Source organism: Geodermatophilus normandii (assembly GCF_003182485.1).
Lineage (GTDB): Bacteria > Actinomycetota > Actinomycetes > Mycobacteriales > Geodermatophilaceae > Geodermatophilus > Geodermatophilus normandii.
This window is the reverse complement of the sequence record NZ_QGTX01000001.1, coordinates 4,103,597-4,126,621: the sequence shown is the minus strand read 5'-3', so window position 1 is coordinate 4,126,621 and position 23,025 is coordinate 4,103,597. Positions and strand designations below refer to the sequence as shown.

21 protein-coding genes and 2 pseudogenes are annotated in these 23,025 nt (G+C 75.6%); 15 read left to right on the top strand and 8 right to left on the bottom strand.

Annotated features, from left to right (window positions below; all coding sequences use genetic code 11):
• Positions 1-2: 2 nt before the first annotated feature.
• The 3 genes from JD79_RS19890 to JD79_RS19880 all read left to right on the top strand — a co-directional run bounded on the left by JD79_RS19890 (position 3) and on the right by JD79_RS19880 (position 1,805).
• A complete protein-coding gene (locus JD79_RS19890; RefSeq protein ID WP_110006911.1) occupies positions 3-740 on the top strand; it encodes a polysaccharide deacetylase family protein in 738 nt (245 codons plus the stop codon).
• 148 nt (positions 741-888) lie between these two features.
• Positions 889-1,350, top strand: a complete 462-nt coding sequence (locus tag JD79_RS19885; RefSeq protein ID WP_110006910.1) for a cupin domain-containing protein — start codon at positions 889-891, stop codon at positions 1,348-1,350.
• Positions 1,351-1,379: 29 nt separating this feature from the next.
• A complete protein-coding gene (locus JD79_RS19880) occupies positions 1,380-1,805 on the top strand; it encodes a ChaB family protein (RefSeq protein WP_110006909.1) in 426 nt (141 codons plus the stop codon).
• Here the strand turns inward: JD79_RS19880 and JD79_RS19875 are convergent.
• Positions 1,802-3,118 (bottom strand): M24 family metallopeptidase, encoded by a 1,317-nt coding sequence (locus tag JD79_RS19875; protein WP_110006908.1) that lies wholly within the window; start codon positions 3,116-3,118, stop codon positions 1,802-1,804. The two genes, JD79_RS19880 and JD79_RS19875, sit on opposite strands and share 4 nt — an antisense overlap.
• 45 nt (positions 3,119-3,163) lie before the next feature.
• On the bottom strand, positions 3,164-4,357 hold the full coding sequence (locus JD79_RS19870; protein WP_110006907.1) for a GGDEF domain-containing protein: 1,194 nt from the start codon (positions 4,355-4,357) through the stop codon (positions 3,164-3,166).
• Positions 4,358-4,481: 124 nt separating this feature from the next.
• Between JD79_RS19870 and JD79_RS19865 the strand changes: the two genes are divergently transcribed.
• The 3 genes from JD79_RS19865 to npdG all read left to right on the top strand — a co-directional run bounded on the left by JD79_RS19865 (position 4,482) and on the right by npdG (position 6,022).
• Positions 4,482-4,952, top strand: coding sequence for a cupin domain-containing protein (locus tag JD79_RS19865; protein WP_110006906.1), 471 nt, complete (start codon positions 4,482-4,484; stop codon positions 4,950-4,952).
• 112 nt (positions 4,953-5,064) lie between these two features.
• Positions 5,065-5,247: a hypothetical protein gene (locus JD79_RS19860; RefSeq protein WP_110006905.1), complete on the top strand. Its 183-nt coding sequence runs from the start codon at positions 5,065-5,067 to the stop codon at positions 5,245-5,247.
• Positions 5,248-5,320: 73 nt separating this feature from the next.
• On the top strand, positions 5,321-6,022 hold the full coding sequence (gene npdG, locus JD79_RS19855; protein WP_110006904.1) for an NADPH-dependent F420 reductase: 702 nt from the start codon (positions 5,321-5,323) through the stop codon (positions 6,020-6,022).
• 6 nt (positions 6,023-6,028) lie between these two features.
• On the opposite strand, the pseudogene JD79_RS19850 reads toward npdG, so the two are convergent.
• Together JD79_RS19850 and JD79_RS19845 are read right to left on the bottom strand one after the other, a co-directional pair.
• Positions 6,029-6,292 (bottom strand): annotated as a pseudogene (locus JD79_RS19850) (nucleotide disphospho-sugar-binding domain-containing protein); the annotation flags it as partial.
• A 175-nt stretch (positions 6,293-6,467) separates the two neighbouring features.
• Positions 6,468-7,088, bottom strand: a complete 621-nt coding sequence (locus JD79_RS19845) for a hypothetical protein (RefSeq protein ID WP_110006902.1) — start codon at positions 7,086-7,088, stop codon at positions 6,468-6,470.
• Positions 7,089-7,159: 71 nt separating this feature from the next.
• Here JD79_RS19845 and JD79_RS24005 point away from each other — a divergent pair.
• Positions 7,160-7,540, top strand: a pseudogene (locus JD79_RS24005) (DUF2784 domain-containing protein); the annotation flags it as partial.
• Positions 7,541-7,595: 55 nt separating this feature from the next.
• On the opposite strand, the gene panB reads toward JD79_RS24005, so the two are convergent.
• Positions 7,596-8,426, bottom strand: a complete 831-nt coding sequence (gene panB, locus JD79_RS19835; protein WP_110006901.1) for a 3-methyl-2-oxobutanoate hydroxymethyltransferase — start codon at positions 8,424-8,426, stop codon at positions 7,596-7,598.
• Positions 8,423-10,264, bottom strand: a complete 1,842-nt coding sequence (locus tag JD79_RS19830; protein WP_211308066.1) for an NAD+ synthase — start codon at positions 10,262-10,264, stop codon at positions 8,423-8,425. Before JD79_RS19830 ends, panB begins: the two co-directional genes overlap by 4 nt.
• Before the next feature lie 149 nt (positions 10,265-10,413).
• Here JD79_RS19830 and glnA point away from each other — a divergent pair, with 149 nt between their 5' ends.
• From glnA to JD79_RS19810, 4 genes are all read left to right on the top strand, one after another.
• Complete coding sequence (gene glnA / locus JD79_RS19825; protein WP_110007908.1) at positions 10,414-11,754, top strand: type I glutamate--ammonia ligase; 1,341 nt, start codon at positions 10,414-10,416, stop codon at positions 11,752-11,754.
• 84 nt (positions 11,755-11,838) lie between these two features.
• A complete protein-coding gene (locus JD79_RS19820; RefSeq protein ID WP_110006900.1) occupies positions 11,839-12,576 on the top strand; it encodes a type 1 glutamine amidotransferase in 738 nt (245 codons plus the stop codon).
• Between the two features lie 4 nt (positions 12,577-12,580).
• The gene (locus tag JD79_RS19815; RefSeq protein ID WP_110006899.1) at positions 12,581-15,685 is read left to right on the top strand and encodes a bifunctional [glutamine synthetase] adenylyltransferase/[glutamine synthetase]-adenylyl-L-tyrosine phosphorylase; all 3,105 of its coding nucleotides are present in this window, start codon (positions 12,581-12,583) and stop codon (positions 15,683-15,685) included.
• 43 nt (positions 15,686-15,728) lie between these two features.
• The gene (locus JD79_RS19810; protein WP_110006898.1) at positions 15,729-16,046 is read left to right on the top strand and encodes a CDGSH iron-sulfur domain-containing protein; all 318 of its coding nucleotides are present in this window, start codon (positions 15,729-15,731) and stop codon (positions 16,044-16,046) included.
• A gap of 175 nt (positions 16,047-16,221) precedes the next feature.
• Here the strand turns inward: JD79_RS19810 and JD79_RS19805 are convergent, their stop codons facing one another.
• Positions 16,222-17,259: an iron-containing redox enzyme family protein gene (locus JD79_RS19805; protein ID WP_245900247.1), complete on the bottom strand. Its 1,038-nt coding sequence runs from the start codon at positions 17,257-17,259 to the stop codon at positions 16,222-16,224.
• Positions 17,260-17,394: 135 nt separating this feature from the next.
• On the opposite strand from JD79_RS19805, the gene JD79_RS19800 reads away from it, so the two are divergent.
• The 4 genes from JD79_RS19800 (at position 17,395) to JD79_RS19785 (ending at position 22,488) form a co-directional block, all read left to right on the top strand.
• Complete coding sequence (locus JD79_RS19800) at positions 17,395-18,900, top strand: MFS transporter (protein ID WP_110006897.1); 1,506 nt, start codon at positions 17,395-17,397, stop codon at positions 18,898-18,900.
• Between the two features lies 1 nt (position 18,901).
• Complete coding sequence (locus tag JD79_RS19795) at positions 18,902-19,435, top strand: DUF1353 domain-containing protein (protein ID WP_110006896.1); 534 nt, start codon at positions 18,902-18,904, stop codon at positions 19,433-19,435.
• A 104-nt stretch (positions 19,436-19,539) separates the two neighbouring features.
• A complete protein-coding gene (locus JD79_RS19790) occupies positions 19,540-21,267 on the top strand; it encodes a bifunctional metallophosphatase/5'-nucleotidase (protein ID WP_110006895.1) in 1,728 nt (575 codons plus the stop codon).
• Positions 21,268-21,357: 90 nt separating this feature from the next.
• Positions 21,358-22,488 carry a 5-methyltetrahydropteroyltriglutamate--homocysteine S-methyltransferase gene (locus JD79_RS19785; RefSeq protein ID WP_110006894.1) on the top strand — a complete coding sequence of 377 codons (1,131 nt, stop codon included), beginning with the start codon at positions 21,358-21,360 and terminating at the stop codon, positions 22,486-22,488.
• On the opposite strand, the gene yidD is transcribed toward JD79_RS19785, so the two are convergent.
• Positions 22,479-22,898 (bottom strand): membrane protein insertion efficiency factor YidD, encoded by a 420-nt coding sequence (gene yidD, locus JD79_RS24000; RefSeq protein WP_245900246.1) that lies wholly within the window; start codon positions 22,896-22,898, stop codon positions 22,479-22,481. The two genes, JD79_RS19785 and yidD, sit on opposite strands and share 10 nt — an antisense overlap.
• Positions 22,899-23,025: the final 127 nt, after the last annotated feature.

Here is a 23,025-nt window from a genome sequence, read left to right as displayed (position 1 = left end):
GCATGACCACGTCCCGCAGGCGCTCCCTGCGCCTCCTCACCGCGCCGCTCGTCCTCGGCGCCCTGCTGCTCGGCGTCGCACCGGCGCAGGCCGGCGGTGCCGGCCCCGGCCCCGGCCAGGGCGGCCCGGCCACTCCCGCGATCGTCACGACCACCAAGCTGGAGGGCCGGGTCGCGGCCCTGACCTTCGACGACGGCCCGAACCCGTACGACACCCCGCGCCTGCTCCAGGTGCTGGAGGACAACGGCGTCGAGGCGGTCTTCTGCCTCTGGGGTGACGTCGTCCGGCAGACCCCGGACCTGGTCCGGCAGATCGTGGCCGCGGGCCACACCCTCTGCAACCACACGATGCACCACGAGGACCTCTCGGGCTGGACGCCGGAGGCCATCCGGGCCGACCTCGAGGCGACCTCGGCCCTGATCCACGAGGTCGCCCCGGACGCGCCGATCCGGTACTTCCGTGCCCCGTACGGCGCGTGGGGGCAGAGCCCGCAGGTGGCGGCAGAGCTGGGCATGCAGCCCCTCGGGTGGACCTTCGCCATCGAGGACTGGGAGACCCAGGACGCCGACGTCCTCGCCGAGCGGCTGGAGACCCGGCTGCGGGCCAACCCGGGCTCCGTCGTCCTGATGCACGACGGGCCGGTCATGGACCGCAGCGGCACGGTGGAGGCCGTGGCGCGGGTGGTCCCCGAGCTGCGGGCCGAGGGCTGGCGCTTCCACCAGCCCGACCGCCGCGGCTGACCGGGTCCCGACCGCTTCCCGACCGGCCCTGCCGTCGGGCCCGCCTCCCAAGGACGGACCCGACGGCAGGGCCGCGGCCGTTCCCGCCCGCCGTCGACCGCGCCGCGGGCCACTGACGCCGGGCAGCCCCCCGGCGTAGCGTCCCCGCATGGCCGAGCCCGCCGCGCCACCCTTGGCACGGGACCACGACGGCGGGGAGCGGCTGGTCTTCTGGGGGACGACGATCGTCGTCCGCGCGTCCGCGGACACCACGGCCGGGGCCTTCACCCTCTTCGAGGAGCAGACCCCGATCCTGGACACCTCCCGGCACGTGCACCGGGACGTCGACGAGATGTACTACGTCATCGAGGGCGACCACGTCTTCGTGTGCGGCGACCGGGAGTTCACGGTCGGCCCGGGCGGGACGCTGTTCCTGCCGCGCGGCATCCCGCACTCCCACCGGCGGGTGGTGCCACGCACGGGACGGCTGCTCTGCATGACGTCCCCGGCCGGCTTCGAGGGCTTCTTCCGCATCCTCGCCGAGGCCAGCGGGTCCGGCGGCTCGTTCGACGAGGCCTACCGGCGGGCCTCGCGGGAGCACGGCGTCACCTGGCTGGGGCCGGACGACTGACCGCCCGACCTGCGGGTACCGCCGCCGGCATGCCGAAGACGACGAAGAGCGGCGACGCGAAGCCCGAGGAGATCCCCAGCACGCTGGAGCGCTCGGACGAGAAGGCGCAGCGCACGTTCGTCAAGGCCCACGACTCCGCCGTCGAGTCCTACGACGGCGACGAGCAGCGGGCCAACCGGGTGGCGTGGGCGGCGGTCAAGCACACGCACGAGAAGGTCGGCGACCACTGGGAGCCGAAGGACCACACGGGCCCGAGCGACGTGCAGGCCGAGGGTGGCGCGGACACGAACCGGGAGACCAAGGGCGGCGTCGACGCCAACGCCACCAAGGAGCACCTCATGGACGTCGCGAGGCGGCTGGACGTGCACGGCCGCTCGTCGATGACCAAGGAGGAGCTGGTCGACGCCATCCGGAAGGCCAACGACCGGGCGACGGCGAAGGCCCGGGAGGGCTAACCGGCCGGCACGGCCCAGAGGTCGCGCTGCGGGTTGCCGAGCGGTGCGGCCCCGGCGCGGGTGAGGACGACCTGTTCCTCGAGCGCCAGCCGCAGGCACTGGCCGTCCCACTCGGGCACCGGCACCCGCACGGCCAGCTCGAGGGCGAACACGGTGCCCGGGTTCAGCACCCGGCCGCCGTCGCCGGGGACGCCGCGCTGGTCGTCCCACCGGCCGATCGCCGGCCCCGCGCCGTGCCCGTGCACGCCCACCGGGTGGGAGTAGACGTCGGTGGGCAGCCCCTCGGCGGCGGTCGCGGCCCGGGCGGCGGCGAGCACCTCGTCGCCGGTCCGGCCCGGGACCATCGCGGCCGCGGTGAGCTCCTGCGCCCGGCGGCCGGCCGCCCACGCCTGCCGCAGGCCGGCCGGCGGCACGTCCTCCCCGGGCCGCAGCAGGTAGATGCTGCGCTGCAGGTCCGTGGCCAGGCCCAGGCTGGAGAGACCGGCGTCGCAGGTGACCAGGTCACCGGGCTCGAGGAGGGCGTCCTGCGGCACGGCGGGCAGGTCGACCCCGGCGTCGCGGCGCAGCGGCACGCCCGCGCGCTGCACGGTCACCCCGGGGTGGAACCACGGCGGGGTGCCGAGGTCGGTCAGCCGCTCCCGGACCCCCCACGCCAGGTCCGCCGCGGTCGTCAGGCCCGGGACCAGCAGGGCGGGGGAGAGGGCCTCGGCCAGCACCCGGTCGGTGAGCCGGGTGAGGGCGTCGAGCGCGGCGACCTCCTCCGGCAGCCGCGTCTCCAGCCAGCCGACGACGAGGTCCTCGGCCGGGACCAGCCGGCCGGCGAGGTCGCCGAGCGCTCCGGCGAGCAGGCGGTGCTCGGTCACCGACAGCCCGTCGGCCAGCGGGCAGCCCGCCGACACGTCGATGCCGATCCGGCGCGGGTCGGCCTGCGCCACGACCCGCCGGACCGCGGCCCACAGGGCGCGCTCGTCGCCCTCCCCGGTGTCGCCGTCCTCCTCGGCGGACCAGCCGGGCAGGTACTGGCCCACCGGGTAGCGGGAGACCGCGACCGGTGTGACGCCGTCGTCGCTGCGGTGCAGGACCAGGACGACCAGCCGGCGGGCCGACAGCCAGGTGGCCGGCAGCAGGGTGGGCAGCACCGGGTCCTCGCTGCCCTCGCGGCCGACGACCAGCCACAGGTCGATGCCGGCGCGGTCCATGAGGCCGGGCAGCAGGTCGAGCAGGCGCTGGGTCAGCCACCGGTCGCGGACGTCGGCCTGCTGACGCAGCGGCAGGGGCACCGTCCGCGTCGGGTCGGGGACGACCAGCGTCATGGGGAACAGGGAAGCAGAGAACCGCCGCCGCCACCCCTCGGGAGCTCAGCCGGTGTCGGTCCGGGAGGCACCGGGCAGGCGCGGGGCGGGGACGGTCGGCGGGTCCAGCAGCTCGGCGGCCGGTGCCCGTCGCGGCGGGGGAGTCGGGAACGGCGAGGCGAGGGTGGCCACGCGGTCGCGACCGCCCTGCTTGGCCTCGTACATCGCGGCGTCGGCCCGGTCCACCAGCCGCCACAGCGCCCCGACGGCGTCCTCGCCGTCGCCGGGGCGGGCCAGCGCGACGCCGATGGAGGCGGTGACCGCGTGCCCGTGGACGCTGCGCGCCGTCCCCACCCCGAGCCGCAGCCGCTCGGCCAGGTGCGCCGCCTCGCCGGGGTCGCCGACCAGCCCGAGCACCACCAGCTCCTCGCCACCGAGGCGGGCGAGCACGTCGCTGGGGCGCACGGTGTCGGCCAGCGCGCCGGCGACGGCCTGCAGGACGGCGTCGCCGGCGGCGTGCCCGTGCCGGTCGTTGACCTGCTTGAAGTGGTCGAGGTCGATGACCATCGCGGCCACCCGCTGGCCCTCGCGGCGGGCCTGGCGCCACAGGCGGGGGACCTGCTCGACCAGGTACCGGCGGTTGGCCAGCCCGGTGAGCGGGTCGTGCTGCGACAGCGCCTCGGTGGCCGACAGCAGGCGCTGCTCGCGGCGGCGCAGCAGGTGCACGCCCACGGCGACGAGGTCGAGCATCCCGGCGGAGACGGCCACCTGGACGGCGAGCCCGCCCGGGCTGTCGTAGCTGTGCTGCACCGCGACCAGGACGGCCACCGGCACGGCCGCCATGTGCACACCGAGCATCCACGGCACGAGGAACCAGGCGGCCACCACCGACGGGAACAGCAGCACCAGCGGTGTCGCGTAGCGGACCGGGTCCTCGGTGCACAGCGCCACGACGACGTAGACGAGGTCGCCGAGCAGCACCAGGCCGAAGGTCTGCCACAGCCCCACGCGGCGGCGCACCACGAGCGGCACGGCCGCCAGCAGGCACGCGGCCATGGTGGCGGCGTACGTGGTGCGCACGACGCCGTCGCGGACGACGCCGTCGAGGGCCAGGTTGACCAGGCCCATCAGGCCGCCGATGACGAGCAGCACCGCGAGCAGGAGCGCGGCGACCCGGTTCTCGGGACCGCCGGGGCCGAGGGCGCGCCCGGACGGCGGTCCGTCGGGATCGCGTGGCCGGACAGGGGGCACGGGCCGCATCGTGCCCTACGGGGACGACGCGTGGGCGGGCACCGGCGCGGGCTCCCGGTGGGACGGCGGCGGCGGGCGGCACGGCGCTCCCGCAGGGCTCCCCCCGCGGCGACGTCGCTGGCAGGCTGCGCGCATGTCGCACCCGGAGCCCGGTCTCGTCGACGTCCGCCCCCTGGCCGACCACCCGCTCACCGAGGCCGGGGCGGCGGCGCTGCGCATGGTGGCGCCCGGCGCGGTCACCGCGGGCCGCTTCGGGCTGGTCGAGTACCGCCTCGGCCCGAGGTCGCCGGGCGCGGCGCCGCACTACCACCGGACGTTCTCCGAGTCCTTCTACGTGCTGTCCGGCCAGCTGACCCTCTACGCCGGAGGGCGCTGGCAGCCGTACCGGCCCGGCGACTTCGCCCTCGCCCACGAGCGCGGCGTGCACGGGTTCCGCAACGACTCCGACGAGCCGGCGTCCTTCCTCATCCTGTTCACCCCGGGCATCGCCCGCGAGGAGTTCTTCGCCGAGATGGCCGAGATGCGGCGCAGCGGACGCCGGCCGACGCCGGAGGAGATGACGGCCTTCTACGCCCGGCACGACCAGGTGATGGTCGAGGAGTGAGGCCGGTCGGGCGCCGGGCACCTGCCGGCGGAGGAGCATGTCCCTCGCCGTCCCGGGGCATGCCGGGATCGAGGCGTCCCCACCCGCGGGGACCGGCTGACAGGAGGCGCCCGTGGCGCAGGGACCGTGGTTCTACTGCCTGAAGCACCACACCGTGGAGACCCGCGACGGCTGCGCCGAGCGGCACCGCCTCGGCCCGTACGACACCCGTGAGGAGGCCGAGCACGCGCTGCAGGGTGTGGCCGAGCGCAACGAGCGGCTGGACCAGGAGGACCGGGAGTGGGAGGGCCGCTGACCGGCCCCGCCCCATCCGCCGGGCATGATCGGGCCCGGTGCGCCGGGACCGCCGGCGCACGGGAGGAGGCAGCGTGACCACCGCAGCGGAGAGTCGTCCGGTCGAGGACCTGGTCGTCGGGGTGCTCGGCGGCACCGGGCCCCAGGGGCGCGGGCTCGCCGTCCGGCTGGCCGCCGTGGGGCAGCGGGTGCTGCTCGGGTCGCGCGACGCCGACCGCGCCCGCGAGGTCGCCGAGGAGGTGGCCACGCGGGCCGCGACCGTCTCCGGCGGTGAGGTGTCGGTGCAGGGCGGGTCGAACCTCGACGTCGCCGGCGCCGCCGACCTGGTCGTCGTCGCCGTCCCCTACGCCGGGCACGCCGCGACGCTGGCCGAGCTGGCCCGGCCGCTGGCGGGCAAGGTCGTCGTCGACTGCGTGGTGCCGATGGGCTTCGACGAGCTCGGCGCGTACGTCCTCGACGTCGAGGAGGGCAGCGTCACCCAGCAGGCCGCCGCGCTGCTTCCCGACTCCGACGTGGTCGGGGCGTTCCACCACCTGTCGGCCCGGCTGCTGGAGGACCTCTCGCAGCCGACCATCGACGGCGACGTCATGGTGGTCGGTGACGTCCGCGCCGCCACCGACACCGTGCAGGCGCTGGCCGGGCGGCTGCCGGGGATGCGCGGCATCTACGCCGGGCGGCTGCGCAACGCCCGCCAGGTCGAGGCGCTGACGATCAACCTCGTCTCGGTCAACCGCCGCTACAAGGCCCACGCCGGCATCCGCGTCACCGACGTCTGAGCGTCCTCACCGGCGGGCCAGCTCCAGCAGGCCGGGGACGACGTCGGCCGGCGCGGGCATCGCGGCCATCTCGGCGGCCATCTCGGCGGCGACCTCGCCGGCGGCGGCGGCCAGGGCCGGGTCGGACACCAGCCGCTCGAGCAGCGGCGTGGTGATCCCGCCGGGGTCGACGGCCAGGCCGGCGCCGCGGGCGGCGACCAGGTCGCCGTTGGTGCGGCGGTCGCCGGCACCGCGGACCACCAGCTGCGGCACGCCGGCGGCGGGCCACCCGGCGGTCGGGCCGGACCAGGACGACGTCGAGGTCGGTGCCGGCCGCGGCGGCGCCGGCGTCGCGCAGGGCCAGGGCGAGGGGGACCAGCGGCAGGACGTGACCGGTCAGCGGGGACGCGACGACCAGGACGCGCACGCACCCAGGCCGGCCGCCCGCCGCCGGGGGACGAGGGCGTCAGACGCCGGCGGCGACGAGGACGACGACCAGCACGGCGACCACCAGCAGGGTCCCGCCGAGGACGGTGAGGAAGAACGCGACCGGACGGCGCTCGGCGACCGGCAGCGCGCCGGGGCACCAGGGGCGCAGGTCGCGGCGGTCGACGGGCTGCGGGACCTCCGTGAGCGGGACGCCGGTGGCGCGGGCGAACCGGGTCACCTGGCCGGCGTCCCAGTGCACGCCCTGGATCCGGACCAGCGCGCGGCCGTCGTGCCCGAGCAGCGCGAACAGGACCGACTCGGGGCCGTTGAGCACCCGGTACCGCGGGACCAGGACCCCGCCGGAGACGTCGCCGGGCGCGACGACGCGGTCGCGGGCGAGCGGGGACCGGTACACCAGGGCGCCGGGAGTGAGCACCAGGGAGGTCCCGCGGAAGTAGAGCAGCGCGACGACACCGGCCACGGCCACGACGCCGGCCGCGACGGCGACCGACCCGCCCAGGGACAGGCCGTCACCGGTGAGCCGGACGACGAGGAGGACCGCGGCGAGGGGCACCAGCGGCAGGGCGTAGGCGCCGTAGGACCGGCCGCTGGGCCGCAGTTCGGCGAGCACCGGGCCGGTCGTCGCGGGGGAGGTCACGGCGGCAGAGGGTAGGTCGGCGCGCGCCGCACCCGCAGGACCACCACCCGGACGGTGGATGCCGGGAGCGTGTGCGCCCACGCCGCGATCTCCGGCCCGGGACCCCTCGCCGGCGCACCCGCTCGCGGGAGGATGGGCGGGTGCTGCTCGCGAACGCGGTCGCGGTCCTGCACGCCGCGGTGGTCCTGTTCATGCTGACCGGCGCCCTGCTGGCGCTGCGGTGGCCGCGCCTCGCGCTCGTCCACGCCCCGGTGGCGCTGGCGGTGCTCGCGGTGAACCTCGCCGGCGCGCCGTGCCCCCTGACCACCGTCGAGCTCGCGCTGCGGGAGCAGGCCGGGGCGCCGCCCTACGACGGCGGCTTCCTCGGGCACTTCCTGTTCGGCCCGCTCGGCCTCGACGTCCGCTCGGTCGCCGTCCAGGTGGGGATGTACTCGGTGGCGCTCGGCCTCAACGCCGTCGGCTACGCCCTGCTGCTCCGGCGCGTCCGGCGCACGGCACCGCCGGCGACTACTCGAAGGAGTGCTCGGGCCCCGGGAAGACGCCGCCGCGGACCTCGTCGGCGTACTCGCGGGCCGCGCGCAGCAGCTCCCCGCGCAGGTCGGCGTAGCGCTTCACGAACCTCGGCACCCGGCCGCCGGTGAGCCCGGCCATGTCCGGCCACACCAGCACCTGGGCGTCGCAGTCGGCGCCGGCGCCGATGCCGATGGTCGGGATGGACAGCTCCTCGGTCACCTTCGCGGCGAGGTCGGCCGGCACCATCTCGAGGACGACGGCGAACGCGCCGGCCTCCTGCACGGCGTGCGCGTCGGCGAGCAGCTGGTCGGCGCCGGCGCCGCGGCCCTGCACGCGGAAGCCGCCGAGGGCGTGCTCGCTCTGCGGCGTGAAGCCGACGTGCGCCATCACCGGGACGCCGTTGTCGGTGAGCATCCGGATCTGCGGCGCCACCCGGACCCCGCCCTCGAGCTTGACCGCCTGCGCGCCGCCCTCCTTCATCATCCGGACGGCGGTGGCGAAGGCCTGCTGCGGACCGGACTCGTAGCTGCCGAAGGGCAGGTCGGCCACGATCAGCGACCGCTTCGTCGAGCGGGTGACCGCCTTCGTCATCAGCAGCAGGTCCTCGACGGTGACCGGCACCGTCGAGCTGTGGCCGAGGACGACGTTGCCCGCCGAGTCGCCGACCAGCATCACCGGGATGCCGGCCTCCTCGAACACCTGCGCGCTGTAGGTGTCGTAGGCGGTGAGCATCGCCCACCGCTCGCCGCGCTCCTTGGCCTGCTGCAGGTGGTGGATGCGCACCCGCGCGGTCGACGTCCCGCCGTAGAGGACCGACTCGCTCATGACTGGGCAGCTCCCTCGCGGACGCTGGGCAGGCTCTCCCGCCAGCGGTTGGTGATCGGCAGCCGCCGGTCGCGGCCGAACGCCTTGAGGCTGATCTTGGTGCCGGGCGCGGACTGCCGGCGCTTGAACTCCGCGACGTCGACCATGCGCAGCACCCGGGCCACGATCTCGGGGTCGTGCCCGCGCTCGAGCAGCTCGGCCATCCCGAGGTCGCGGTCGACGTAGTCGGCGATGACGGCGTCGAGCTCCTCGTAGGAGGGCAGCGAGTCGCTGTCCTTCTGCCCGGGCGCGAGCTCCGCCGACGGCGGCTTGTCGATGGAGTTCTGCGGGATGGGCTCGGTCTCCCCGCGCTCCCGTGCGTAGGCGTTGCGCCAGCGGGACAGCTCCCACACCAGCGTCTTGGGCACGTCCTTGATCGGCGCGAACCCGCCGGCGGCGTCGCCGTAGAGCGTGGAGTAGCCGACGGCGACCTCGCTCTTGTTGCTGGTGGCCAGCAGCAGGTGCCCGTGCTGGTTGGACAGCCCCATGAGCAGCGTGCCGCGGATGCGCGCCTGCAGGTTCTCCGCCGCCGTCCCCGACAGCTCGACCTGCCCCTCGAAGGCGTCGACCATCGGCGCGATCGGCACGGTGGAGTAGTGCAGCCCCAGCCGCCGGGCGCTGTCCCCGGCGTCGGCCAGCGAGTGCTCCGAGGACCACCGGGAGGGCAGCGCGACCGCGTGCACCCGGTCGGCGCCGAGCGCGTCCACCGACAGCGCGGCCACCAGCGCCGAGTCGATCCCGCCGGACAGGCCGAACACCACCGACGGGAAGCCGTTCTTGTCGATGAAGTCCCGCAGGCCCAGCACCAGAGCCCGCCAGACCTCCTCGCAGTCGCTCAGCGGGTCGGCGACGTGCCCGGGCTGCGGCTCGAAGGCGGCCACCGGCTCCTCGGACAGCACCGTCCGGGTCACCGTCATCGGCCCGATCCGGCCCTCGCGCCGCTGCGGGACGCGCGCCGGGTCGAGGGTGAGGTCGACGCACAGCAGGTGCTCGACGAACTGCGGCGCCCGGGCGAGCAGCTCCCCGTCGGCGGAGACGGCGAGGGAGTCGCCGTCGAAGACGAGCTCGTCCTGCCCGCCGACCTGGTTGCAGTAGACGATCGGCGCGTTGGCCTCGGCGGCGCGGCGGCGGACCAGCGGCAGCCGCAGGTCGTCCTTGGCCCGCTCGTAGGGCGAGGCGTTGGGGGACACGATGAGGTCGACGCCGGCCTGCCCCGCCACGCCGCACGGCCCGCCCTCGACCCACAGGTCCTCGCAGATGGTCAGCGCGACGTCCACGCCGTGGACCCGCACGACCTGCAGCTCGCTGCCGGGGACGAAGTAGCGGGCCTCGTCGAAGACGCCGTAGTTGGGCAGGTGCCGCTTGGCGTAGCGGCCCACCACCCGCCCGCCGTGCACCAGCGCGGCGGCGTTGCGGGGCTGGCCGCGGCGGGGGTTGGCGTCGCCGGGCCGCTCGTCGTCGAGGGTCTCCTCGTCGCTCGGTGGCGTGTCGACCCCCGCGAGGCCCTCGGTGTGCGCCAGGTACCCGACGACGACGGCGACCTCCCCGAGCCCCTCCCGCTCCAGCGTGCCGGCGAGGTCGGTGAGCGCCTGCTCGCTGGCGCGGGCGAAGGACTCGCGCAGCACCAGGTCCTCGGCGGGGTAGCCGGTGAGCGTCATCTCCGGGAAGACGACGAGGTGCGCGCCGTCGGAGGCGGCCCTGCGCGCCCACTCGACGACGAGCGCGGCGTTGCCCTCCAGGTCGCCGACGCGGGTGTCGACCTGGGCCATCGCGACTCTCAGCTGCACCGGACCGCTCACGCCGCACAGTCTCGTCGCCGTCGCGCCGGCGCGGCCACCGGGTCCCGGGCGCGACACGGCGCCGACAGCCCGTGTGCCGTCCCTCCCGACCGGGCAGGCTGTGCACCGACGACACGACCCGGAAACGAGCGGACCCGATCATGGCCAGCATGGACCGACAGCAGGAGTTCGTCCTGCGCACCCTGGAGGAACGCGACATCCGCTTCGTGCGGCTGTGGTTCACCGACGTCTCGGGCTACCTCAAGGCGGTCGCCGTCGCGCCGGCCGAGATCGAGGCGGCCTTCGCCGAGGGCATCGGCTTCGACGGCTCGGCGATCGAGGGCTTCGCGCGCGTCTACGAGTCGGACATGCTCGCCAAGCCCGACCCGGGCACCTTCCAGGTGATGCCCGCGACCAAGGGGCAGGTCAGCGACACCGCGCGGATGTTCTGCGACATCACGCTGCCCGACGGGTCCCCGGCCTGGGCCGACCCGCGGCACGTGCTGCGTCGGGCGCTGTCGAAGGCCGCCGACATGGGCTTCACCTTCTACACCCACCCCGAGGTCGAGTTCTTCCTGCTGAAGGACCTCCCGACCGACGGTCGCCCGCCGGAGCCGGCCGACAACGGCGGCTACTTCGACCTGTCCACGCACAACGTGGCGCACGACTTCCGCCGCGAGGCGGTCTTCGCGCTCGAGGCGATGGGCATCTCGGTGGAGTTCAGCCACCACGAGGTCGCGCCCGGCCAGCAGGAGATCGACCTGCGCTACGCCGACGCGCTGTCGATGGCCGACAACGTGATGACGCTGCGGCACGTCGTCCGCGAGGTCGCCCTCGCCCAGGGCGTGCACGCGACGTTCATGCCCAAGCCGTTCACCGACCTGGCCGGCTCGGCGATGCACACCCACGTCTCGCTGTTCGAGGGCGACCGCAACGCCTTCCACGACCCGGCCGACCCGATCCGGCTGTCGACCACCGGGCGCCAGTTCATCGCGGGCCTGCTCACCCACGCCCGCGAGCTCACCGCCGTCACCAACCAGACGGTCAACTCCTACCGGCGGCTGCTGGCCGGCACCGAGGCGCCGACGGCGGCCACCTGGGGCCGGGCCAACCGCTCGGCGCTGGTGCGGCTGCCCTCGTACAAGCCGAACAAGGGCCAGTCGGCGCGGGTGGAGGTCCGCTCGCCGGACTCCGCGTGCAACCCCTACCTCACCTTCGCCGTCCTGCTGGCCGCCGGGTTGCGCGGCATCGAGAAGGGCTACGAGCTCCCCCCGGAGGCCGAGGACGACGTCTGGTCGCTCACCGACACCGAGCGCCGCGCGGCCGGCTACGAGGACCTGCCGGTCTCCCTGGGCGAGGCGCTGACCGCGATGCAGGGCAGCGAGCTGGTCGCGGAGACCCTCGGTGAGCACGTCTTCGAGTTCTTCCTCCGCAACAAGTGGGAGGAGTTCAACTCCTACCGGCAGAACGTGACGCCCTTCGAGCTCAAGCGCTACCTGCCCGGCCTGTGAGCCGTCAGCGCCACGCCGGCGCCCGGCGGCGCCACGGAGGCGCCTCCCCGGGACGCCGGGGCGCGGCGCACTAACCTCGGGGTCGTGCCGGACCGCCCCCGCCTGCTCGTCGTCGTGCCCAGCGACACCGCCCCGCCCGCCCGGCTGGGGGAGTGGCTGCGCGCCGCCGGCCTCGACCTCGACGAGCGGCACCTCGACGCCGGCGACGAGGTCCCCGCCGACCTGGCGGGCCACGACGGACTGCTCGTCACCGGCGGCCCGCAGTCCAGCATCGACGACGACGCCGTCAGCGGCCTGGGCCCGGTGCGCGCGCTGCTGGCCCGGGCCCTGGCCGACGGCGCCCCGGCGCTGGGCATCTGCCTCGGCGCGCAGCTGATGGCGCAGGCCGGCGGCGGGCGCGTGCGCCCCGGCGCCGACGGGCCCGAGGTCGGCGCGGCGCTGGTGGCCCGGCGCGACGCCGCCGAGACCGACCCGCTGTTCGCCGCGGTGCCGCTGAGCCCCGACGTCGTGCAGTGGCACCACGACGAGATCAGCGAGCTGCCGGCCGGCGCCACCCTGCTGGCCAGCGGCGTGCGCTACGCCCACCAGGCCTTCCGCGCCGGTCGCGCGGCCTACGGGCTGCAGTTCCACGTCGAGACGACGCCGGAGATCGTGCGGCGCTGGGCCGACAGCGACCCGGCCGGAGTCGCCTCCACCCCCGTCGACGCCGCCACCGTGGCCGAGCGCGCCGCCGCCGTGCACCCCGACCTCGAGGAGGTCTGGGCGCCGTTCGCCGCCCGCTTCGCCGACCTGGTGCGCGCGGCCCGCGGCGCCGCGGTCTGACCCGGTGACCACCGCCCGGGAGGTGCCCCGCCGCGCGGTCGTGCGGCTGGCCCGCTTCGGCTTCGACGACGGCGAGAAGGCCGCGCTCCTGCTGTCCGACCCGGCCCTGGGGCTGTGGGACCTCGACCGCAACGAGCCCGCCGACCCCGAGGCCGCCCCGGTGGTCTCCGCGCTGGCCCGCGCCGGGGACCCCGACCTCGCCGTCCGCTCGCTGTCCCGGCTGGTCGAGGCCCTCGACGCCGCGGACCCCACCGGCGGTGCCGCCGCGGGGCTGCTCGCCCGGCTGCGCGGCTCCGCGGCGCTGCGCAGCCGGCTGCTCGCGGTGCTGGGCGCCAGCGCCGGCCTGGCCGACCACCTCGCCGCCCACCCCGGGGACTGGGCGGTCCTCGACGACGAGGATCGCGGCCAGGTGCGCCCGGCCGCGTACGCGCTCGAGCGGGACATGCTGGAAGCCGTCGGCGCCGACCCCGACGACCCGCCTTGGGGGGTCCGGCTGGGGAAGCCGGCGCCCGACGCCTCCCCGCAGCGGGTCGCCGCGCTCCGGCTGGCCCACCGGCGCGCGGTGCTGAGCCTGGCCGGGCGCGACCTCGGCGAGGGGCTCTCGGCCGAGGACGTCGCCGCGGAGCTCGCCGACATCGCCGCCGCGGTGCTCACCGCCGGTCTCGCGCTCGCCGTCGCCGAGCAGCCCCAGGGCGCGGCGGCCTGCCGGCTGGCGGTCATCGCGCTCGGCAAGACCGGCGGCCGGGAGCTCAACTACGTCAGCGACGTCGACGTCGTGTTCGTCGCCGAGCCGGTGGACCCCGGGGGGCGGGCGGGGGACGCTGAGGCGCCGGCCGTGCAGAGCGCCACCCGGGTGGCCGCCGCGCTCATGCGGATCTGCCACGAGGCGGCGTGGGAGGTCGACGCCGCGCTGCGCCCCGAGGGCAAGGCCGGCGCCCTGGTGCGCACGCTGGCCAACCACGCCGCCTACTACCGGCAGTGGGCCAGCACGTGGGAGTTCCAGGCGCTGCTGAAGATGCGCCCGGTGGCCGGCGACCCCGACCTCGGGCGGTCCTACGTCGACGAGCTGTTCCCGATGGTGTGGCAGGCCGGCGACCGTCCCGGCTTCGTCGCCGAGGTGCAGGCCATGCGGCGGCGGGTGGAGGAGAACATCCCGCCGGCGCAGGCCGACCGGGAGCTGAAGCTCGGCCGCGGCGGGCTGCGCGACGTCGAGTTCGCCGTCCAGCTGCTGCAGCTCGTGCACGGGCGGGCCGACGTCCGGCTGCGCGTGGGGGGCACCCTCCCGGCGCTGTCGGCGCTGCGGGCCGGCGGCTACGTCGGCCGCGACGACGCCGACACGCTCATCGCCTCCTACCGCTTCCTGCGCACCGTCGAGCACCGGCTGCAGCTGCTGCGGCTGCGGCGGACGCACCTGCTGCCCACCGACGAGCAGCAGCTGCGCTGGCTGGCCCGGTCGCTCGGCTACAAGCCCGACGCCCGCGGCACCGCCGTCGACGTGCTGCGCGCCGAGCTGAACCTGCACACCCGCGAGGTGCGCCGGCTGCACGAGAAGCTCTTCTACCGGCCGCTGCTGTCGGCGGTGGCCAAGGTGCCGGCGGAGGCCGCACAGCTGGGCAGCAAGGCCGCAGGCGACTGGCTGCGCGCCCTCGGCTTCGGCGACCCGCAGGGCGCGCTGCGGCACATGGGGGCGCTGACCGGCGGGGTGTCGCGGTCGGCGTCGATGCAGCGCTACCTGCTGCCGGTGGTGCTGCAGACCCTCGCCGACTGCGCCGACCCCGATGCCGGCCTGCTGGCCTACCGCCAGGTGAGCGAGGCGCTCGGCGGCAACCAGTGGTACCTGCGGCTGCTGCGCGACGAGGGCCAGGTGGCCGAGCGGCTGGCCCGGCTGCTCGGCTCCAGCCGCTACGTGGCCGCGCTGATCACCCGCACCCCCGAGGCGCTGCGCATCCTCGCCGACGACGCCGAGCTCGAGCCGCGCGGCGCCGCCTCGCTGGCCGGGGCCTGGCGCGCCGCGGCCGGCCGCGCGCCCGATCCGCAGGCCGGCATCCGCGTGCTGCGCGGGCTGCGCCGCCAGGAGCTGCTGCGGATCGCCTCGGCCGACCTGCTCGGCCGCCTCGACGTCGTCCGGGTCGGGCAGGCGCTCACCGACGTCGCCGTGGCCACGCTGCAGGCCGGGCTCGACGTCGCCGTGCGCGCGTGGGCGCGGGAGACCGACACCGCTCCCGACGACGTGCCCATGGAGCTCGCCGTCATCGGCATGGGCCGGCTCGGGGGCGGGGAGATGGGCTACGGCTCCGACGCCGACGTGCTCTTCGTGCACCGCGCCCGCGCGGGTGCCGAGGAGGGCCGGGCCGCGCAGGCGGCCAACGCGGTGGCCCACACGCTGCGCCGGCTGCTCGGCGAGCCCGCGCCCGACCCCGCCTTCGAGGTCGACGCCGACCTGCGTCCCGAGGGGCGCCAGGGCGCGCTGGTGCGCAGCCTCGACGCCTTCCGCGAGTACTACGAGCGCTGGGTGTCGGTGTGGGAGGTGCAGGCGCTGCTGCGCGCGGCGCCGGTCGCCGGCAGCCCGGAGCTGGGCGCCGCCTTCGTGGAGCTGGTCGACCCGCTGCGCTACCCGGAGGCGGGCCTGACGACCGAGCAGGTCGCCGAGATCCGCCGCATCAAGGCCCGCGTGGAGCGGGAGCGGCTGCCGCGCGGCGCGGACCCGGCCACCCACACCAAGCTCGGCCGCGGCGGCCTGGCCGACGTCGAGTGGACCGTGCAGCTCCTGCAGCTGCAGCACGCCGCCGCGGTGCCGGCGCTGCGGACGCCCTCGACCGTCGACGCGCTCACCGGGCTGGCCGCCGCCGACCTGCTGACCGCGGAGCAGGCCGGGGCGCTGCGCGAGGCGTGGGAGCTGGCCAGCCGGGCGCGCAACGCCGTCTTCCTCGTCCGCGGCCGTCCCGGCGACCAGCTGCCCCGGCCGGGGCTGGAGCTGGCCGGCGTGGCGCGGGCCAGCGGCTCCGGTGCCGACGTCGACCCCGGGCAGTTCCTCGACGACTACCGGCGCACCGCCCGGCACGCCCGCGGCGTCGTCGAGCAGGTCTTCTACGGCCAGCCGGCCGGGTGACCCGCCGGGTGTGCCGGGAGCGCGCGCGGGGCACGCTGGGGGAGTGAGTTCAGCCGTCCCCGCCGACGACCTCCCCGACGACGACCGGCTCCCCGGGCAGCCCACCGAGGGCGGGGCGACCATCACGCCCTACCGCGACGGGCCGCTGGTCGTGCGCGGGGACTTCCGGCTCGTCGACCAGGACGGCGCCGAGATCGACCCGGGCCGGAAGACGATCGCGCTGTGCCGGTGCGGCAAGTCCGGCATCAAGCCGTTCTGCGACGGCAGCCACAAGCGCTCGGGGTTCTCCGCGCCGAGCACACCGAGCCGACCCCGCCCGGCCGCGGCGATCCTGCGTCAGGCCCAGCGCCCCTCCGACTGAGCGAGGGTGCGGCGGCACGGGCCGGCCCCGTGCCCGGCCCGTGCCGCCGCCGTCCCGCGCTCGTGCCCAGGACGCGCCCCGGATGGACCGCGCCATCCGGACCAGAGGTTCGGCAGCGGCGTCGCGGAGTGCAGCCGGAACGGGACCGTCCCGCCGGCCGAGACCCGATCGCGACTCAGGCGACGAGGGCGTCCTCTCCCCGCAGCGCCGAGCGGCCCGACTCCCAGGCACCGAGCAGGTGGCGGGCGGCCAGCCCGTCGAGGGCCAGCGAGCAGGCGGCGCCGAAGAGCACGTCACCGGCGAGGGAGGGGTCCTCGGCCACCAGGGAGCCGCACATGTCGACCGAGGCGATCTGCTCGTGGACGGCGTCGGCCTCGACGTGCTCGTCGTAGAAGACCGTCGTCGTCGCGTCGTGGCCGAGCCTGCGCAGCCCGGCGGAGTAGCGGCGGCTGGGCTCCGAGGAGGTCATCTCCACGCAGGCGAGGTGGCCGAGCGCCGCCGCCCGCCAGCGCCGGTGCAGGCCGAACAGCGACATGGTGTTCACCGAGGTGAAGGCGACGGCCGGGGCGTCGTCCCACAGGGCGCCGTAGCCGGCGTCGAGGCCGAGGTCGCGCATCATCCCGGCGAACAGCTCGCTGTGCATGCGCCCGGGCGCGCCGCCGCCGTACTCGTCGGCCTGGATCTCGACCATCGCCGCCTTGGCGCGACCCGAGAGCCGCGGGATGGCGAACGTGTGCGGGTCGGCCTCCTTGAGGTGGTAGACCGACCGCAGGGTCAGGTACTCGCGCCACTGCTCCGCGGTGCCGCGCTTGGCCATGAAGCTCGACAGCGACGGGCCGTCGTCGGCGGCGATCAGCGCGGTCAGCTGCCGGTCGACCGGCTCACCGGAGACGGCGACCGGGCCGGTCAGCTCGCACAGCGCCGCGAGGTGCCGGCGCTCCAGGTGCGCGCGCAGCGTGAGCAGGTCGGGGTCCCACTCGAGCGTGTCGTCGACGCCGTCGAACCCGCGGTAGTGCAGCTCGTAGCAGAGCGCCAGCGCCAGCTGCAGGTCGTCGTCGTGCAGCGGATCGGCGCTGCCCGCAGCGGCGGCGCGGGCGAGGTCGACGGTCGCGGGAGAGACCGACCCGGCGAGCAGGTCGTCGCGGAGGGCGGCGGAGAGGGGGCCCCGTGGCCCGGGCAGGCGCATGGTGCCGACCATGCCCAGCGGCTGCACGTTCGATGCACCGTGCGCGATGGAGTGCCGCACAGGCAGGCCGGGATCGACCGATCGGAGGACGTGGCCGTTGCGCGCGTCAACCAGTGTGCGACGGGGTACGGCGCGCCGCGGTTCCCGAACTGGAGGTGCTCGATGACGAGCCTGTCGAAGCCGGCCGACGCGCCGGGGGTGATCCGCAGCCTCGTCCCGGCACGGATCGACCGGCTGCCCTGGTCGCCGTTCCACACCCGCATGGTGGCCGCGCTGGGCACGGCCTGGATCCTCGACGGGCTGGAGATCACCGTCGCCGGCGCCGTCGTCGACCGCCTGACCGAGCCCGAGACCCTCGGGCTCTCGGGGACCGAGGTCGGGCTGATCGCGACCGTCTACCTGCTCGGCGAGGTCGTCGGCGCCCTGTTCTTCGGCCGGCTCTCGGACAAGCTGGGCCGCCGGAAGCTGTTCATGGTCACCCTCGCCGTCTACCTGGTCGGCAGCGGCCTGACCGCCCTCACCCTCGGCAACGGGCCCGGCTGGGTGGCGTTCCTCTACCTCACCCGGTTCATCGCCGGCATGGGCATCGGCGGCGAGTACGCCGCCATCCACTCCGCCATCGACGAGCTGATCCCGGCGCGGTACCGCGGCCGGGTCGACATCATGGTGAGCGGCACCTACTGGGGCGGCGCGGTCCTCGGCACCCTCGGCACGTTCGTCCTGCTCAACGCCGTCGAGCCCAGCGTGGGCTGGCGCATCGCGTTCCTCATCGGCCCGGTGCTGGGGCTGGTCATCCTCCTCGTCCGGCGGCACCTCCCCGAGAGCCCGCGCTGGCAGGTCATGCACGGCCGGGAGCACGAGGCCGAGGGGACCATCGCCCACATCGAGCACGAGGTCGAGCACGGCGGCCGGACGCTGGAGCCGGTCGACGAGAGCCGGGCGATCGAGCTCAAGCCGACGCCGGACATCGGCTACGCGGCGCTGACCCGGGTGCTGTTCTCGGAGTACCCGGCCCGGGCGGTCTACGGCGCGACGCTCATGGTCACCCAGTCGTTCCTCTACAACGCGATCTTCTTCACCTACGTCCTGGTGCTCGGCACCTACTACGGGGTCGACTCCGGTGACGCGCCGCTGTTCCTCATCGCGTTCGCGGTGGGCAACCTGGCGGGACCCTTCGTGCTCGGGCACCTGTTCGACACCGTCGGCCGCAGGAAGATGATCGCCGGGACGTACGTCCTGTCCGGCGTCCTCCTGGCCGTCACCGCGTTCCTGTTCCAGGCCGGCGCGCTCACCGCCGTCACCCAGACGATCGCCTGGTCGGTCATCTTCTTCTTCGCCTCGGCCGGCGCCAGCTCCGCCTACCTGACCGTCAGCGAGATCTTCCCGATGGAGGTCCGGGCCAAGGCGATCGCCGTCTTCTTCGCCATCGCCCAGTGCTTCGGCGCGCTCGGGCCGGTCGTCTACGGCTCGCTCATCGGGGACGGCTCGGAGCCCATCCGGCTGTTCTGGGGCTACCTGCTCGGGGCCGGCGTGATGGTGCTCGGCGGGATCGTGGCCGCGGTGCTCGGCATCGACGCGGAGGGCAGGTCGCTCGAGGACGTCGCGACGCCGCTCTCCGCGCGCCGTCCGGGCGCCCGCGCCGAGGGCGCGGCCCGGCCGCGCCTCTGACGTGCCGTTCGAGCCGGCGTCGGCGGTGCTGCGCACCGCCGGAGCCGACGGCTGGACGCTCGTCGAGCCGCTGACGTACGTGGGGTCACGGGAGCGCTTCGTCGTCCCCGCGGGGTTCGTCACCGACCTGGCCAGCGTGCCGCGGCCGGTGCTGTGGCTGGTGCCGCGGTCGGGGCGCTACACCCTGGCCGCGGTGCTGCACGACTGGCTGTGCACGGTCGGCATCCGCACCGGTGCGGTCACCTCCCAGCAGGCCGACGGCGTCTTCCGCCGGGTGATGCGGGAGGCCGGCGTGCCGGTGCTGCTGCGGTGGCTGATGTGGGCCGGCGTCCGCTGGGGCGCGCTGGCCGATGCCGAGCGGCGGCCCGGCTGGCTGCTCAGCGCCCCCGGGGTCCTGGCCATCACGGTGCTGGCCGCGCCGCTCGTGCTGCCGCCGTCGCTGCTGGTGGTCCCCGGGCTGCTGGTCTACGCGGCCGCGGAGCGGCTGGTGTCGGGTGAGTCGGGCGTGCGGCCGTGGTCGCGCGACCCCGGCTGAGGACCCGTTCGCGCGGTTCCCGAGGGGACGGACGTGGGTCAGACTCCTCCGCAGGGCGTCGGGGAACGGCCGGCGTCCGTCCCCGGGATCACAGGAGAACCCCCATGTCCCCCAGCGTCCTGCGCCGCGCCGGTGTCGCCGCGGCCGTGACGACGACGATGAGCGGCCTGGTCGTCGCCGCGGCCCTGGCACCCGCCGGTGCCGCCCCCGCCAACGCCAACGGACCGAAGCCGGTCGACCTGCAGCTGCTGGCCCTCAACGACTTCCACGGCCAGCTCGAGGTCCCGACCGGCTCCGGCGGCCGCATCCCGACCGGCCCGGACCCGGACGGCTCCGGCCCCGGCACGGCTCCGGCCGTCGACGCCGGCGGCGTCGAGTACCTGTCCACCCAGCTGCAGGAGCTCGCCGCCGAGGCGCGCAAGCACAACACCATCACCGTCGCCGCCGGCGACCTGATCGGCGCCTCCCCGCTGCTGTCGGCCGCCTTCCACGACGAGCCCGCCATCGAGGCGCTCGGCCTGGCGGGCCTGGACTACGCCAGCGTCGGCAACCACGAGTTCGACGAGGGCGCCCAGGAGCTGCTGCGCATCCAGAACGGCGGCTGCCACCCGGTCGACGGCTGCGCCGACGGCACCCCGTACGCGGGCGCGGACTTCCAGTACCTGTCGGCCAACGCCTTCGTGACCGACACCGGGCAGCCGCTGCTCCCGCCCTACGCCGTCGACACCGTGCAGGGCGTCGAGGTGGGCTTCATCGGCATGACGCTCGAGGGCACCGAACAGATCGTCAGCCAGCAGGGCGTGGCCGGGCTCGACTTCGCCGACGAGGTGGAGACCGCCAACCGCTACGCCGCGGAGCTGCAGGCCCAGGGCGTCGAGACGATCGTCGTCCTGCTGCACGAGGGGGGTGCCCAGGCACCGGGATCCTGGGACGTCAACGGCTGCACCGGCCTGACCGGGCCGATCACCGGCATCGCCGAGGGCATGAGCGACGCCATCGACGTCGTCGTCAGCGGCCACACCCACCAGGCCTACAACTGCGAGATCGACGGCAAGCTGGTCACCAGCGCCAGTTCCGCGGGCCGGCTGGTCACCGACATCGACCTCACCCTCGACAAGCGCACCGGCGACGTCCTCACCGCGGCGGCGGAGAACGTCGTCGTCACCCGCGACGTCGCCCGTGACCCGGCCCAGACCGGGCTGATCGCCCACTACCGCGAGGCCCTCGGGCCCATCGCCTCCGAGGTCGTCGGGACCGCCTCCGGCGACATCACACGCGCGCCGGCGCCGTCCGGGGAGTCCGCGCTCGGCGACCTCATCGCGGACGCGCAGCTCGCCGACACCGCCGACGAGGGGGCCGTGGCGGCGTTCATGAACCCGGGCGGGGTCCGTGCCGACCTGCTGGACGGGCCGATCACCTACGAGGAGGCGTTCACCGTCCAGCCGTTCGCCAACAACCTCGTGACGCTCGACCTGACCGGCGCCCAGCTCGACTGCCTGCTGGAGCAGCAGTACGTCGTCGGCAGGGTGCTGCAGCCGTCGTCGACGGTCAGCTACACCGTGACACCCGGCGCTCCGGCCGGGACCGCGGCGGACCCCTGCTCCGGGCAGCGGGTGGGCGACCTGGCCATCGGCGGCGACGCCGTCGACCCGGCCGCGACCTACCGGATCACGGTGAACAGCTTCCTCGCCGGTGGCGGCGACGGCTTCTCCGTGCTGACCGGCGGCACGGACCCGGTCACGAGCTCGATCGACCTCGACGCCCTCGTCGCCTACCTGACGGCGAACTCCCCGGTGAGCGCCCCCGCGACGGACCGCATCACCGTCGCCTGACCCGCACCACCCCCGCCCGACGGCGGCGGTCCTCCCCGGAGGGCCGCCGCCGACGCGCGTCCGGAGCCGGTCTGCGCGAGGCTCGCGGGCATGACCGATGCCTCCGGCCCGCCGTTCCGCGCCGACCACGTCGGCAGCCTGCTGCGCCCCCCGTCCCTGCTCGAGGCCCGCGCCCGGCACGCCGCCGGGGAGATCGACGACGCCGAGCTCCGCGGCGCCGAGGACGAGGCCGTCGCCGACGTCGTCCGGCTGCAGGGCGACGTCGGGCTGCACACCGCCACCGACGGGGAGTTCCGCCGCGCCTCGTGGCACATGGACTTCATCTACGCGATCGACGGCATCAGCAAGGTCACCGGCGAGGACATCGTCGTCCACTTCAAGAACGCCGACGGGACGCTCGACTACACCCCGGCCGGCCTGCACGTCGACGGGCCGCTGGGCATCCCGGAGCCGATCTTCGGCCGCGACTTCGCGTTCCTGCAGGAGCAGGTCACCGAGGGGCAGACGGCGAAGCTGACGATCCCCTCGCCGTCGATGGTCCACTACCGCGGCGGCGCGGCGGCGATCGACCCGGCCGTCTACCCCGACGAGGACGCGTTCTGGTCGGCGCTGTCGGCCGCCTACGCCTCCCAGGTGCGGGGCATCGCCGCACAGGGCTGCCGCTACCTGCAGCTCGACGACACCAGCCTGGCCTACCTCAACGACCCCGCCCAGCGCGCCGAGCTCGCCGCCCAGGGCCGCGACGCCGAGCACCAGCACGAGCGCTACATCCGGCAGATCAACGCCGCGCTGGCCGGGCGTCCCGAGGGCCTGACCGTGACCACGCACATGTGCCGCGGCAACTTCCGCTCGTCGTGGGTCGCCGAGGGCGGCTACGACTTCGTCGCCGAGGCGCTGTTCGGCGGCCTGGAGGTCGACGGGTTCTTCCTCGAGTACGACGACGCCCGCTCCGGCGGCTTCGAGCCGCTGCGCTTCGTGCCGCCGGGCAAGCGGGTGGTGCTCGGCCTGGTGACGACGAAGCGGCCGGAGCTGGAGAGCAAGGACGACCTCAAGCGCCGCATCGACGAGGCGGCGCGGCACGTGCCGCTCGAGCAGCTGGCGATCTCGCCGCAGTGCGGGTTCTCCTCCACGGTGGAGGGCAACGCGCTGACCCGCGACGAGCAGGTGGCCAAGCTGGCGCTGGTCGTCGAGGTGGCCCAGGAGGTGTGGGGCTACGCCTGAGCCGCAGCCCCGGTGCCGGCCCGGGCCGGCACCGGGTCGCTGCCGCCTGCTCCGGGCCGGCAGCGCCGCAGCCGGGCCAGGGTCAGCCGCAGCCCGCGCAGGGCGCCGTGCGTCCGCAGCGCCTGGAGCCCGTAGGTCGAACAGGTCGGGGTGAACCGGCAGCAGGGCGGCCGGCCGGGGCTGACGCGCTCGCGGTAGGCGACGACCAGCCGGACCGGCACGCGCGCCGCCCACGGCGTGCCGGCGGGCGCCGGGGTCACGAGCGCCGCGGGCAGGGCCAGCCACAGCAGGGAGAACAGGCTGATGGCGTCGCAGCCGCTCTCGCAGCCGTCGCACGAGGCGTCGGCGCTGCTCGCGCCCTTCCGCTTGGAGCGGTGGCGTCGTCGGGTGCACCCGGGGCGGCTGGTCACGGCGGGGGATCGTGCAGGTCGCGGGCCTCCGGCGGAAGGGCCTGCCGCGCGGGTCGGCCGCGCAACGTCTCGTCCCTCCCGTCACAGGCGTCGGCGGGCGCCCCAGGAGCACTCCGGCCGCGCCGCG

What these genes read in the sequence shown, in the direction of transcription:
- JD79_RS19890 (WP_110006911.1), top strand. Translation starts at nt 3, where the DNA reads ATGACCACGTCCCGCAGGCGCTCCCTGCGCCTCCTCACCGCGCCGCTC.
- glnA (WP_110007908.1), top strand. Translation starts at nt 10,414, where the DNA reads ATGGACCGACAGCAGGAGTTCGTCCTGCGCACCCTGGAGGAACGCGAC.
- JD79_RS19865 (WP_110006906.1), top strand. Translation starts at nt 4,482, where the DNA reads ATGTCGCACCCGGAGCCCGGTCTCGTCGACGTCCGCCCCCTGGCCGAC.
- JD79_RS19880 (WP_110006909.1), top strand. Translation starts at nt 1,380, where the DNA reads ATGCCGAAGACGACGAAGAGCGGCGACGCGAAGCCCGAGGAGATCCCC.
- JD79_RS19885 (WP_110006910.1), top strand. Translation starts at nt 889, where the DNA reads ATGGCCGAGCCCGCCGCGCCACCCTTGGCACGGGACCACGACGGCGGG.
- JD79_RS19870 (WP_110006907.1), bottom strand. Translation starts at nt 4,357, where the DNA reads ATGCGGCCCGTGCCCCCTGTCCGGCCACGCGATCCCGACGGACCGCCG.
- JD79_RS19800 (WP_110006897.1), top strand. Translation starts at nt 17,395, where the DNA reads ATGACGAGCCTGTCGAAGCCGGCCGACGCGCCGGGGGTGATCCGCAGC.
- panB (WP_110006901.1), bottom strand. Translation starts at nt 8,426, where the DNA reads ATGAGCGAGTCGGTCCTCTACGGCGGGACGTCGACCGCGCGGGTGCGC.
- JD79_RS19875 (WP_110006908.1), bottom strand. Translation starts at nt 3,118, where the DNA reads ATGACGCTGGTCGTCCCCGACCCGACGCGGACGGTGCCCCTGCCGCTG.
- JD79_RS19790 (WP_110006895.1), top strand. Translation starts at nt 19,540, where the DNA reads ATGTCCCCCAGCGTCCTGCGCCGCGCCGGTGTCGCCGCGGCCGTGACG.
- JD79_RS19785 (WP_110006894.1), top strand. Translation starts at nt 21,358, where the DNA reads ATGACCGATGCCTCCGGCCCGCCGTTCCGCGCCGACCACGTCGGCAGC.